The organism is Chryseobacterium gilvum, from assembly GCF_025628965.1.
GTDB classification, from domain to species: domain Bacteria; phylum Bacteroidota; class Bacteroidia; order Flavobacteriales; family Weeksellaceae; genus Chryseobacterium; species Chryseobacterium gilvum.
Map to the genome: position 1 here is coordinate 1 of NZ_JAOTEN010000002.1, position 12,467 is coordinate 12,467.

Consider the following 12,467-nt stretch of genomic DNA (forward strand, 5'->3'; position numbering starts at 1 on the left):
TAATCCTTACCACCCCGAAAGGCCTCTCCTTCGCTACTCTAAACTTATCAGTTTTTCAGTGCGGCAAAAGTAGCACCTTATCCCTTTACAATCCAAATTTATGTAACATTAAATTCATCTTTAGTTCATTCAAAACCATAAGTCCCTGAATAACTGATACAAAATTTAAACTGACGTTTGATTTTTTAACTCAATATACCCTAAAATAAGAGTCCAAACAATGATGATAGAATAATAACAAGAAAAGATACCTATTAAAACGACCGGCTTCATACATTATATATATGTCAAAGTCACATTGTTATTCCTAAACTTCGAAAAGCAAACGCTCTCCTGCTTTTTTATCAGATACTTTCCCATTTTCGTATACTAAATTTCCATTGACGAAAGTATGGGTGACTTTCGTATGAAAATTCATTCCTTCTAAAGGGCTCCAACCGCATTTGTACAGAATATTTTCTTTAGAAACTGTCCAACTTTCATTAAGATCTATCAAAACCAAGTCTGCTTTATATCCTACTCTAACAAAACCTCTTTTTTCAACTCTGAAAAGAATTGCAGGATTATGTGCCATTTTTTCGACGATTTTTTCCAGAGAAATTTTTTCATTGATGAAGTTTTCAAGCATTACGGTTAAAGAATGCTGAACCAATGGCGCACCAGAAGGGCACTTCGTATAAACATTTTGTTTTTCTTCCCATGTATGAGGTGCGTGATCTGTGGCAATCACATCAATTCTATCATCTAAAAGCGCTTTCCAAAGCCCATCTTTATCTGTTTGTGTTTTTACGGCTGGGTTCCATTTGATCAATCCGCCTTTGGTATCATAATCTTCATTGGTAAAGGTTAAATGATGAACGCAAACTTCTGCTGTTATTTTTTTATCTTTTAAAGGGATATCATTTCTGAAAAGCTCCATTTCTTTAGCCGTCGAAAGGTGGAACACATGCAGTCTTGCCCCTGTTTTTTCGGCCAATTCAATGGCTTTTGATGAAGATTTATAACAAGCTTCTTCACTTCTTATTAAATGATGAAATTTTACAGGGATATCTTCGCCATATTCATCCATGTATTTCTGAGTATTGGCTTTGATAGTTGCTTCATCTTCACAATGAACGGCAATGAGCATTTTTGTACTGCTGAAAATATTTTCCAGCGTTTCAGGGTTGTCGACAAGCATATTTCCCGTAGAAGAACCTAAAAATAGTTTAATTCCGGGAACATTTCTCGGGTTGGTTTTTAATATTTCTTCCAGATTATCATTGGTGCCTCCCATCATGAAACCATAATTTGCATATGCTTTTTGTGATGCGATTTTATATTTATCTGCTAACAATTCCTGGGTTACAGCATTCGGAACTGTATTCGGCTGATCGATAAAACTGGTAATTCCTCCTGCAATTGCAGCACGTGACTCACTTTCAATATCTCCTTTATGGGTTAATCCCGGATCGCGGAAATGTACCTGGTCATCAATAATACCGGGCAAAAGATATTTTCCGGAACCTTCAATAATTTGATCTGCTTCCTCAGAGATGGGAAAACCTATTTTGGAAATCAGGTCATTTTCAATTAAGATATCGCTTTCAAAAATTCGTCCTTCGTTGACGATTTTCACGTTTTTGATTAAGGTTTTCATTTACTTTAGATATTAGATTCAGGTACCAGATTCAGCGTGAGCGTTCTGATATTTTTCATTTAAGCAAAATTAAGGTTTATGTATGAATTTTTACCCTGCCGATAAAAAATCAATTTCTAAATATTTACATTTGCATAAAAATTTCACATTTTGAAGAAGCTTCTCAACGAGACTATTATTTACGGGATTGGTGCTATCATGCCCAGAATCATTGTGGTATTGCTTAATTATCTTTTCATCAAAAATATCAGTAATAACGATTTTGCTATTTTCACCAATTTATATGCTTTAATATCATTTGTAAACATCGTCCTTTCATTTGGTTTTGAGACTGCTTATTTCAGGTTTTCTTCTGATAAAAATAATGAACAGAAGGTTTTTAACACTTCATTTTGGTTTTTGACAGGGTTATCCACTGCTTTTTTACTTGTCGTTTTATTATTTAATCAACCTATTGCTGATGTTTTCGGGTATGAAAAGACACCGGAATTTATCAAATGGTTTGCGTGGATCGCTTTTTTTGACAATCTTCTTGTCATTCCTTTAGCATGGTTAAGATTTAATAATAAGCCCATTAAATATACTGCTGTTCGGGTAGTACAGGCCGTTTTTCAGAGTGTCTTTGCCATTGCACTATTTCTTTACATTCCGCACGAATTTTCACTTCAGCTGGGATTGAAAGAAAAAGTATCTTATCCTTTTTACAGTAATTTAGCCGCCAGTTTTTTAGGGATACTTTTAGTGTCGCCTATCATTTTGAAGGTAAGGTTTCAGTTTTCAAAAGAACTTTTTCTGCAGATGATCAAATATTCATGGCCGATTATGATTGCTGGTTTGGCGTTTATGGTAAATGAAAATTTTGACAAGTTCATCCAAAAATTCATCATTAATGACGGAGATGCGGGTGCATATGGAGGATGTTATAAAATGGCTGTTTTGATGACGCTTTTCGTAACCGCTTACAGAATGGGAATTGAGCCTTTTTTCTTCAAACAGATGCAAAACGAGAATGCAAAGCTTACATATGCTAAAGTAACGGAGTATTTTTCTTTTTTCGCATCCATCGTAGCATTAGGAATCATCGCCAATGTTTCCTGGCTAAAGCATTTATTGATTCCTAACAGTTCGTACTGGATCGCATTAAATATTATTCCCATTATTGTGATCGCCAATTTATTTTTCGGAATCTACTACAATCTTTCAACATGGTATAAAGTGACCGACAGAACGAGAGTAGGAACCTATATTTCGTGGGCGGGAGCCATCATTACCATCGCTTTAAATCTTCTGTTTCTAAGAACCTATGGTTTTATGATTTCTGCCTGGGTAACTTTAGCGGCTTATTTTATCATGATGGTGCTTTCATATTTCTTAGGTCAGAAATATTACCCTATCCCATACAGAATGAAAAAAATTGTGTTTTTTGTTGTTCTATTATCAGTATTGAGTTTTATAATTGTTGATCTGTTTGATTATAATTTCTGGATCGGGAATCTTCTTTTTGCTTTATATACAATTATTTTGCTGTACAGCGAGAAAAAAACACTCCTTTCCAGAATTAAAAAATAATTCATACGCTGTTATATTATCTGATAAAATATTCCTTAAATAAGTAAATGCATTTCAAAGGTTTTAATTATTATCTTTGAATCCAAATAAAAATTATAAAAAATACTCTATAATTTATGAAAATTATTGTTCCAATGGCCGGTAAAGGCTCACGATTGAGACCTCACACTTTAACGGTTCCAAAACCACTGATTCCGATTGCCGGAAAACCTATCGTTCAGAGACTGGTAGAAGATATCGCTAAAGTTGCGGGTGAAGAAATCGATGAAATAGCCTTCATTATCGGTGATTTTGGAGCAGTAGTAGAAGAATCCCTCATTAAAATAGCAGATAAGCTGGGTGCTAAAGCAAGTATTTATGTACAGGATGAAGCTTTAGGAACCGCTCATGCCATCAAATGTGCGGAAGCGTCTATGCAGGGCAATGTGGTTGTAGCGTTTGCCGATACGCTGTTCAGGGCAGATTTTACACTAGATACTAATTCTGATGGTGTAATATGGGTAAAAAAAGTAGAAGATCCGTCTGCTTTCGGAGTGGTAAAACTTGATGATTATGGCTTTATTACCGATTTTGTAGAAAAACCTCAGACTTTTGTATCAGATCTTGCGATTATAGGTATTTATTATTTCAATTCTGCTGAAAAGCTGATGGATGAGATTAACTATATTATGGATCATGATATTAAAGTAGGAAATGAATATCAATTAACCACCGCATTAGAAAACCTTCGACAGAAAGGAGCCAAATTTTCTTTAGGAAAGGTAGACGACTGGATGGATTGCGGAAATAAAAACGCAACCGTGGAAACCAACGGAAAAATCCTAGATTACGAAAAGGATGAATTTGAAGGATATCCAGAGTCGGCAAACATTCAGAATTCATTGATTATACCACCATGTTATATCGGAGAAAACGTAGAAATACTAAACTCTAAAATTGGGCCTTATGTGTCATTGGGAAGGGGAACAAAAATAATCAATTCTAATATTGATAATTCTTTAATTCAGGAGCAAACCCTTATTGATCATGGAAACCTTTCCAATTCAATGATCGGAAGTTCTGCTCATTATTTTGGAGTTGCACGAGAAATTTCGTTGGGAGATTTCTCTGTTTTAGACTTTTTATCGAAGTAATTTTACAAAAAATACTGACTGCAGGCCACACAAAATGTTTTGTGTGGTTTGGCGTTAATATTGTAAAGTATTAATTTAAAAGAGAATATGAAAAAATGGATCCCGATATTGTTGGTTTTTATCACTGTACTTTCATGCAAAACAAGAAAACCTGCTGATCAGAATACTGCTCAAAATGACAGCATTACAGTACAGACTTCTGACAGTATACAATCGGAAACCGGAAAAAATATTTCCGACAGACTCTCCTTTTATGAACATATTTATATTCATCCTAAATTTGAATCTGTTAAAATCAACAGTAAAATCACTGCAGATAATATAAAAGTAAGTCCGCTCGACGCAACCATCTATATAGAAACCGATAAGAAAATCTGGTCAAATATCAGCTTTCTTTTTTACAACGCCGCAAGAGCAATCATCACTCCGGAAGGAATCAAGGCATTTGACCGATACAATAAAAACTATATTGATTCTGATTTTGAATATTTGAATAATTTACTGAATATCAATTTTATAGACTATAAAACACTCGAAAAAATTTTATTGGGAAGGACGTTTTTACAGGTAAGTGACCGGAATTCGAGTATTACCAAAAATGCAGACGGATATCAATTGGCATCTATAGTCAATCAGAAAATCATTACCAATGAGCAGGTGAGAGAATATAAAGTGAATATGCAGTATTCTAATGATTATGATTTAACTTTGGTAAAATTACAGGATGTGAAATCCAATGATGCTATAGAAATCGTATATTCAGATTGGGTAACCTTTGATGATAATATCAGAATGCCACAAAATGTTAAAATAATTATAAAAGGCTCAAAAATAAGTCAGATTGTATTAGAAAATACGAAATTTGGCTTCACTAAAATGGAAACTCCCTATTCAGTTCCAGCCAATTATAAGAAAATTGAGATTAAATGATTAAAAAACTTAGCTTTTTAATAGGAATTTTACTTTTTTCATTGCATTTTGGGCAAAAAAAAGAGCAGTTACAAAAACAAAACGCCGAACTTAAAAAACAAATTGCACAGATCAATTCTGAGCTGGCTAAAACCAGAAACGAATCAAAACTTTCAATCTCTTATCTCACAAGTGTAAACCAAAAGCTGGCTTTGAGAGAAAAAGTGTATAACAATACTCAGAAAGAAAAAAGATTTATTGAAGACGAAATTTATCTGCGTCAATTAGAAATCAACAGGCAAAATAGTGAACTTGCCGTATTAAGAAAAAATTATGCAAAAGTTCTGATCAATGCTTATAAAAATAAAGGGGTACAAAACAAGGTAACTTTTATACTGTCTTCTAAAAATCTGGGAGAAGGATTGAGAAGAATACAATATTTAAGACAATATGCACAGTATCAGGACAAAAAGGCTGCAGAAATTACCAATGCAGCCGTAGAGCTCAAAAAATCGGTAGACCAGAAAAAAAGATCTGCCGCCGAAAAAGAAAATCTTTTGGCAAACCAACAGAAAGATCTTACCACTATGAATGCTGAACGCTCCCAAAAAGAACAGTTGGTATCAGAATTCAAAAAAAATGAATCTAAGCTCACAGCAGAATTAAGACAAAAACAAACTCAATCTAAGGCACTTGAAGGACAAATAAGATCTATCATTTCAGAAGAAATAAGAATTGCAAAGGCAGAAGAAGAATCTCGAAAAAAAGCGGAAGCAGAAAAAATCCGTTTGGCAAAAATTGCCGCAGATAGAGAAAAAGCCAGAATAGAAGCAGAGTCTAAAGCACGAGCGGAAGCTTTGGAAAGAGAGAGAAAATTAGCAGAGGCAGAAGCTAAAAAAGCTGCCGATTTTGCTGCCAAGCGAGCGGAAGAAGAAAGAAAACGCACCGAAGACGCTGCAAAAAGCGAAGCCAGTGCAAAAGATGAAGCAAGAAAAGTTGCTGCCAAAAAAGCTTCCGATGATGCCGCCTTAAAATCAAAAGAAGCTGCCAATAAACTTGCTGCCGCAAAAGCGGCGGAAGCGGCACTGGAAAAGAAAACCAATGATGATAAAAAAGCAGCAGAAACGAAAGCAATGACCAATTACGGGGTTACCGTAGCAGCTGGAAGTAATTTTTCAGCGAATAGAGGAAAACTGGCGATGCCTGCTTACGGAACAATTACCCACCGGTTTGGAAGACAGCCACACCCTGTTTTTAAAAATATAATGGAAGAGAATAACGGAATTAAAATCGCTGTGGCTAAAGGAACAAATGCAAAAGCCGTTTTTCCTGGAACAGTATCATCCGTAATCCCTTCTTCGGACGGTACAAAAACAGTAATGATCAAACATGGAGATTACTTTACCATTTATTCCAACCTGAGTAATAACTCCGTGTCTAAGAATCAGCAGGTTTCAGCAGGAACGTCTGTAGGAACCGTAGCACAGGATTTTGACGGATCTTATACGCTTGATTTTCAGATCTGGAACGGCGCGACACCAGTAGATCCTTCGGGATGGCTTTCGTATTAAAAAAAGATTAACTTTGTAAAAATTATAGTAATGCAAACAATAACAATATTATCATTATCATGGCAGCACATCCTGATCGTAGCGATCATACTTTTATTACTTTTCGGAGGTAAAAAAATCCCGGAATTGATGAGAGGAATGGGATCAGGAATCAAAGAATTTAAAGATGCTATAAAAGAAGAAGACAAAAAACCGGAACCGGAAACAAAAAACCCCTCTTCTACAAACAATACAGGCAACTAAAAATTTTCTGAATTCATGAATTTTACTGAAACCGCATGGCAAATCTTCAATCAATCAATTGAAGATTACCACGTTTTTGACCACCCAGATACGCTGATTAACAACCCCTATCCAAAAGACAGTTTGGAACGGATTTTGTATGCAAAGAACTGGATTGATACCGTTCAATGGCATTTGGAAGATATTATTAGAGATGAGAATATAAACCCGGCCGATGCACTTCAGCTAAAAAGGAGAATAGATGTTTCCAATCAGCAGAGAACTGATTTAGTAGAATTTATAGACAGCTGGTTTTTAGATAAATATAAAAATATAACTCCTAAATCTAACGCAAGAATAAACTCTGAAACAATAGCCTGGGCTGTTGACAGATTTTCAATACTCGCTTTAAAGATATATCATATGTCTCTGGAAGCGCATCGTGATTCTGCTTCTGAAGAACATCGTTTAAACTGCCAGCAAAAACTAAATGTACTTCTTGATCAGAAAGAAGATCTGTCGACTTCAATTAGTCAATTGCTTACTGATATTGAAAACGGTGATGTTAAGATGAAAGTGTACAAACAGATGAAAATGTACAATGATGAAAGTCTTAACCCAATCCTTTATCAAAAGGAGCAAAAATGAAAAAAATATTTTTTACCGGGATACTACTTATAACAATCGCCTCATCCTGTGCCAGTGAAAAGCCAAACGTATCGCCTTTATCAAATATATTTTCAGGGGATAAAAAAGCAGACGATTCTGATTCTAAAAAAAATGCTACCATTAATATTACCGAAAACGTTAATGCTTCGGAAATCACCAATTTAATAGCGAGCTTTCCAAAATTTAAAAATTCGGCGGTGAACGATGAGGTTACGGTACTGAAATATTCTCTTCAGAATTACTTATATGCAATTGATTCCGGAAATATTCCCGGTAAAGATAAAACCATCAAAGACATGGAGAAGTCTTATAAAAATATCCAGAAACTTAGAAAATACCTCACTAAAGATGATGATGAAGTTCTCAACCGGTATTTGGTAAGATTAAAAACCAATATTACCGTTATTGAAGATTCTATCAACGGAAAAAAATAAACACATACAAATTAATGATCAAAATTCAGGCGGAAGCCAATGTTCCTACAGAACACGGTAATTTCCGGATGATCGCATTCTCAGAAAACATCAATGACTGGATGCCTCACATGGCAATAATTGCTGAAAATACAGATTTTTCAAAGCCCATCAATGTGCGTTTTCATTCTGAATGCATTACCGGAGAAGTTTTTCACTCAAAAAAATGCGAATGCGGACAGCAACTGGATGCTGCGATGAAATACATTCACGAAAACGGAGGTATTATTATTTATCTTCGTCAGGAAGGAAGAAATATAGGAATTATCAATAAACTAAAAGCATATTCACTTCAGGAAAAAGGCTTTGATACTGTTGCAGCCAATCTTGAACTGGGGCTTCCTGCAGATGACCGGAACTTCGGGGTTGCAATCGACATTCTAAATATTCTAAACGTAAAAAGTGTCAATTTGCTTACCAACAATCCTGAGAAAGTAAAGTTTGTGGAGCAGAGCAATATCAAGCTGAATTCAAGAATACCATTACAGATTGCAGCCAACGAGATGAGTAAAGGATATCTGCAGACCAAGAAAGATTATTTCGGGCATTTGCTGGATGATCAGGTTTAATAGTACTAATATTTACAGACAAAAAATAAAAGCTCCGGAAAATTTCCGGAGCTTTTTAATTATAAAAATTGAAAGGATTTTAATTTACAGTTGTCTTAATGACCTTAGACTCATCAATATTGTAATATTTGATAACGGCATTATAATCATTGTAATTCAACGTAGAATTTTTGTTCGGATCAGCGGGTAAAATTATAATTCTGAAAGTCTGATTGGTAAGATACTGAGCGATTTCACCGGTAGTAATCTGGCTGCTTTGATTAAAATTAGCCTCTGTTCTGATCTGGACATCCTGCGAAGTAAAATCAAAGTTATAGTCTAATTCTCTTCCTACAGGAAGATTATTAACATCATCTAAATAATACGTCTTAGGAATAAGCTGCCATACTGCACCATTGGAAGTATTAGAGTTTGTATTTCTGTATACTAATATTGCATCTGTATTGGCAATGGCCAATCCCTGAGAAATTTTAAAACCATTATTAGCTGTAAAAGTTCCTGTAACGTCTCTCATCTGAAGTACAATATCATTTGCAGGTACTTCTACCACATCATCGCTGTTATCACAACTATATATAAACATGCTTGCAAAGGCCAGCATAAAAAAAGGAATAATTCTTTTCATTATAAAAAATTTAATATTATTAATAGATTAGGCTTATTCAAAAGATATACCAAAAAACTCAGAAACTTTATTAATCCTGATTTTTTTAATTGTATTTTTGTTCTTATTCAAAAAAATATGAACAGAATAGTTTTTAGTGTCTTGTGTATATTGATTCTGATAAGCTCAAAAATTTCAGCACAATATCAGCCGAAAGACATTTCACGTTCAGACCTTAAAAAAGCCCAGGAATGGGTTGATAAAACATACGGCTCACTTACTCAGGACGAAAAGCTGGGCCAGCTTTTTATCGTTGCTTTATATACGAATAAAGACGAAAATCACATCAATCAGGTAAGAAATATTGTGATCAACGATAAGATCGGAGGATTGATTCTGATGCAGGACGATGCAGCGAGAGAAATTACTCTTGTGAATGAATTTCAGCAAAAATCTAAAGTTCCGCTCATGATCGGAATGGATGCAGAATGGGGGCTTTATCAGAGAATTGCCGCCGCACATAAATTTCCCTGGGCTATGACTTTAGGCGCGATTCAGGATAAAAATCTCATTTACCAGATGGCTTCAAAAATTGCGGAAGACAGCAAAATAATGGGAATCAACTGGGATTTTGCGCCCGTTGTAGATGTGAATACCAATCCGAATAACCCGATAATCGGAAACAGAAGCTTTGGTTCAGAAGTAAGCAACGTTACTGAATCTGCCCTCTCCTATTCCAATGGTTTACAGGACAATAATATTCTAGCCGCCATCAAACATTTTCCGGGACATGGAGATACAAGCACAGATTCTCATCTGGATCTTCCGGTGGTTTCTCATAATCTGGAAAGATTAAACACGATAGAACTCGCTCCTTTTAAAGCTTTAATGAATAAAGGAATCGGCGGCGTGATGGTTGCCCATTTATACGTTCCCAGCTTAGAACCGGAAAAAGGAATCCCGGCTTCGGTTTCTAAAAAAATTATCACCGGCCTCTTAAAAGAAAAATTAGGATTTAAAGGCCTGATTATTACAGACGCACTCAATATGGGAGCCGTAGCCAATAAATACAAACCGGGTGAACTGGATGCCATGGCTTTCAAAGCAGGAAACGACATCATGCTTTTCTCTCAGGGAGTGTCCGAAGGGAAAAAACTGATTCAGAAAGCCATTGATAACGGAGAGATTTCTCAGGCCAGAGTAGATGAAAGCGTGAAGAAAATTCTCTTAACAAAATATTATTTAGGCTTAAAAGAATACACACCCAAGAATCCTGAAAATATTAAGGAAGACCTTAATAATGATTCCCATAAAAAACTCGTTCAGAACCTTTATTCGAATGCTTTAACATTGATAAAGGACGAAAAAAAACTGCTTCCTTTGAACTGTAAAACCACTTGCTATTATGTTCCCTTGGAAGAAGCGCCTTATCAGACTTTTGCAGATCAGCTTAATTTAAATGCAACAGTCATTATCAAAAAAGCTTCGGAAATCAATAAAATTCCCGCCCATTCTACGGTAATTGTAGGTATTCATAAAGATAATTCTACCGCATACAAACCCTATAAAATTTCTGAAGAATCAAAAAAAATACTTACAGATTTAGCTAAAAACCAAAATGTGATTTTAAATATTTTCGGAAGCGCATATGCTTTAAAAGATATTGATGTATCTAAAATTTCAACCGTTTTGGTTTCTTACGAAAACAATGATGACGCAATGACTGCAACCGCAAATGCCATCAATGGCAAAACTAAAATCTGGGGCAGGCTTCCGGTTTTAGTAAATGACCAACTAAAAGCTGGAATGGGAATGACTTTAGAAGCTACTCAATTTTCAGCCTCTAAAAAATTCACTACTGCAAATAATTGAAACAATAAAAATGAAACGCTTTAACGGGCGTTTTATCTATTTTAACAATAAAATGAAACACATGAAAATAGGCATACTTTGCTATCCAACCTACGGAGGAAGCGGAATCGTGGCAACAGAACTCGGGATGTCACTCGCCAATAAAGGCTATGAAGTGCACTTTATTAGTTCTGCACTTCCGGCAAGACTGGATATTACCAATCCTAATATTTTCTTTCATAAAGTGAATGTTCAGACCTACCCGCTTTTTCAGTACCAACCGTATGATATTGCACTAAGCTCCATGATTTACCGGGTCGTGAACCTCTACAAGCTGGATCTGCTTCATGCCCATTATGCGATTCCTTATGCCTATGCGGCTTTTACCGCAAAACAGATGCTGAAGGAAGACAACAACGATATTCCTTTGGTAACGACCCTTCACGGAACCGATATTACTTTGGTAGGACAACATCCGAGTTATAAACATGCGGTAGAATTTTCCATCAATCAGTCAGATGCGATTACTTCCGTTTCCGAAAGCTTAAAAAAAGATACCCTTCAGTTTTTCAATATCAAAAAAGAAATCCAGGTTATTACCAATTTTATTGACAATTCAGAATTTAATGACCTCAACGAATGCCAGAGAACGCAGTTTGCCAATGCTGATGAAAAAATCCTGATTCATGTCTCCAACTTACGCCCGGTAAAACGGGTGGATGAAGTGCTTCAGATTTTCAAGAGTGTTCAGAAAAAAGTAAAATCAAAACTGATCATCATCGGAGAAGGCCCCGATATGGAAAAAGTAAACCAGTTTCTGGAAGAAAACCCCGAACTGATCTCAAAAATACGTCTTCTGGGTAAAGTAAATGACCTGTACAGGATTTTACGGCTTTCAGACGTGTTTTTGCTGCCTTCCGAACAGGAAAGCTTCGGTCTTGCCGCATTGGAAGCAATGGCTGCCAATACTCCGGTAATCAGCTCCAATGCGGGCGGGATTCCTGAAGTAAACATTCAGGGTGAAACCGGTTTTCTGGCCGAAATCGGAAATGTGGAAGCCATGAGCAATTATACCATCAAGCTGCTTAGCAATGAAGAACTTCTGACCCAGATGAAAATCAACGCCAAACAGCAGGCGATTAAATTTGACCTACAAAATGTGCTTCCGATCTACGAAGAAATGTATAAAACGACGATCGAGAATTTTAAAGGCGTACCTGCTAAGATTTAAAATATTTTATTATTTTTGAATTTTAAC

The 12,467-nt window shown here is 35.7% G+C and carries 12 protein-coding genes; 10 read left to right on the top strand and 2 right to left on the bottom strand.

Annotated features, from left to right (window positions below):
* Positions 1 to 307: 307 nt before the first annotated feature.
* Positions 308 to 1,639 (bottom strand): dihydroorotase, encoded by a 1,332-nt coding sequence (locus tag N0B16_RS06590; protein ID WP_262989987.1) that lies wholly within the window; start codon positions 1,637 to 1,639, stop codon positions 308 to 310.
* A 150-nt stretch (positions 1,640 to 1,789) separates the two neighbouring features.
* Between N0B16_RS06590 and N0B16_RS06595 the strand changes: the two genes are divergently transcribed.
* From N0B16_RS06595 to ribA, 8 genes are all read left to right on the top strand, one after another.
* On the top strand, positions 1,790 to 3,208 hold the full coding sequence (locus N0B16_RS06595) for a lipopolysaccharide biosynthesis protein (RefSeq protein ID WP_262989988.1): 1,419 nt from the start codon (positions 1,790 to 1,792) through the stop codon (positions 3,206 to 3,208).
* A gap of 116 nt (positions 3,209 to 3,324) precedes the next feature.
* Positions 3,325 to 4,341, top strand: coding sequence for a sugar phosphate nucleotidyltransferase (locus tag N0B16_RS06600; protein ID WP_262989989.1), 1,017 nt, complete (start codon positions 3,325 to 3,327; stop codon positions 4,339 to 4,341).
* A gap of 87 nt (positions 4,342 to 4,428) precedes the next feature.
* Positions 4,429 to 5,271, top strand: a complete 843-nt coding sequence (lolB1, locus tag N0B16_RS06605) for a lipoprotein insertase outer membrane protein LolB1 (RefSeq protein WP_262989990.1) — start codon at positions 4,429 to 4,431, stop codon at positions 5,269 to 5,271.
* Complete coding sequence (locus tag N0B16_RS06610) at positions 5,268 to 6,821, top strand: murein hydrolase activator EnvC family protein (protein WP_262989991.1); 1,554 nt, start codon at positions 5,268 to 5,270, stop codon at positions 6,819 to 6,821. The genes lolB1 and N0B16_RS06610 overlap by 4 nt, the downstream gene beginning before the upstream one ends.
* A gap of 30 nt (positions 6,822 to 6,851) precedes the next feature.
* Positions 6,852 to 7,064 (top strand): twin-arginine translocase TatA/TatE family subunit, encoded by a 213-nt coding sequence (locus N0B16_RS06615; RefSeq protein WP_262989992.1) that lies wholly within the window; start codon positions 6,852 to 6,854, stop codon positions 7,062 to 7,064.
* A 15-nt stretch (positions 7,065 to 7,079) separates the two neighbouring features.
* Positions 7,080 to 7,691, top strand: coding sequence for a DUF4254 domain-containing protein (locus N0B16_RS06620; RefSeq protein ID WP_262989993.1), 612 nt, complete (start codon positions 7,080 to 7,082; stop codon positions 7,689 to 7,691).
* Positions 7,688 to 8,146 carry a hypothetical protein gene (locus N0B16_RS06625; protein WP_262989994.1) on the top strand — a complete coding sequence of 153 codons (459 nt, stop codon included), beginning with the start codon at positions 7,688 to 7,690 and terminating at the stop codon, positions 8,144 to 8,146. The genes N0B16_RS06620 and N0B16_RS06625 overlap by 4 nt, the downstream gene beginning before the upstream one ends.
* A gap of 14 nt (positions 8,147 to 8,160) precedes the next feature.
* Positions 8,161 to 8,754 (top strand): GTP cyclohydrolase II, encoded by a 594-nt coding sequence (ribA, locus tag N0B16_RS06630; protein WP_262989995.1) that lies wholly within the window; start codon positions 8,161 to 8,163, stop codon positions 8,752 to 8,754.
* 79 nt (positions 8,755 to 8,833) lie between these two features.
* Here ribA and N0B16_RS06635 read toward each other — a convergent pair whose 3' ends face one another.
* Positions 8,834 to 9,379 (bottom strand): hypothetical protein, encoded by a 546-nt coding sequence (locus N0B16_RS06635; protein ID WP_262989996.1) that lies wholly within the window; start codon positions 9,377 to 9,379, stop codon positions 8,834 to 8,836.
* Positions 9,380 to 9,496: 117 nt separating this feature from the next.
* Between N0B16_RS06635 and N0B16_RS06640 the strand changes: the two genes are divergently transcribed.
* A complete protein-coding gene (locus N0B16_RS06640) occupies positions 9,497 to 11,230 on the top strand; it encodes a glycoside hydrolase family 3 protein (RefSeq protein ID WP_262989997.1) in 1,734 nt (577 codons plus the stop codon).
* A gap of 61 nt (positions 11,231 to 11,291) precedes the next feature.
* Positions 11,292 to 12,440, top strand: coding sequence for an N-acetyl-alpha-D-glucosaminyl L-malate synthase BshA (gene bshA / locus N0B16_RS06645; RefSeq protein ID WP_262989998.1), 1,149 nt, complete (start codon positions 11,292 to 11,294; stop codon positions 12,438 to 12,440).
* Positions 12,441 to 12,467 lie beyond the last annotated feature (27 nt).

Coding starts and splice junctions, on each gene's coding strand:
- N0B16_RS06640 (WP_262989997.1), top strand. CDS start 9,497: ATGAACAGAATAGTTTTTAGTGTCTTGTGTATATTGATTCTGATAAGC.
- N0B16_RS06615 (WP_262989992.1), top strand. CDS start 6,852: ATGCAAACAATAACAATATTATCATTATCATGGCAGCACATCCTGATC.
- N0B16_RS06600 (WP_262989989.1), top strand. CDS start 3,325: ATGAAAATTATTGTTCCAATGGCCGGTAAAGGCTCACGATTGAGACCT.
- N0B16_RS06625 (WP_262989994.1), top strand. CDS start 7,688: ATGAAAAAAATATTTTTTACCGGGATACTACTTATAACAATCGCCTCA.
- N0B16_RS06590 (WP_262989987.1), bottom strand. CDS start 1,639: ATGAAAACCTTAATCAAAAACGTGAAAATCGTCAACGAAGGACGAATT.
- N0B16_RS06610 (WP_262989991.1), top strand. CDS start 5,268: ATGATTAAAAAACTTAGCTTTTTAATAGGAATTTTACTTTTTTCATTG.
- N0B16_RS06635 (WP_262989996.1), bottom strand. CDS start 9,379: ATGAAAAGAATTATTCCTTTTTTTATGCTGGCCTTTGCAAGCATGTTT.
- ribA (WP_262989995.1), top strand. CDS start 8,161: ATGATCAAAATTCAGGCGGAAGCCAATGTTCCTACAGAACACGGTAAT.
- lolB1 (WP_262989990.1), top strand. CDS start 4,429: ATGAAAAAATGGATCCCGATATTGTTGGTTTTTATCACTGTACTTTCA.
- bshA (WP_262989998.1), top strand. CDS start 11,292: ATGAAAATAGGCATACTTTGCTATCCAACCTACGGAGGAAGCGGAATC.
- N0B16_RS06620 (WP_262989993.1), top strand. CDS start 7,080: ATGAATTTTACTGAAACCGCATGGCAAATCTTCAATCAATCAATTGAA.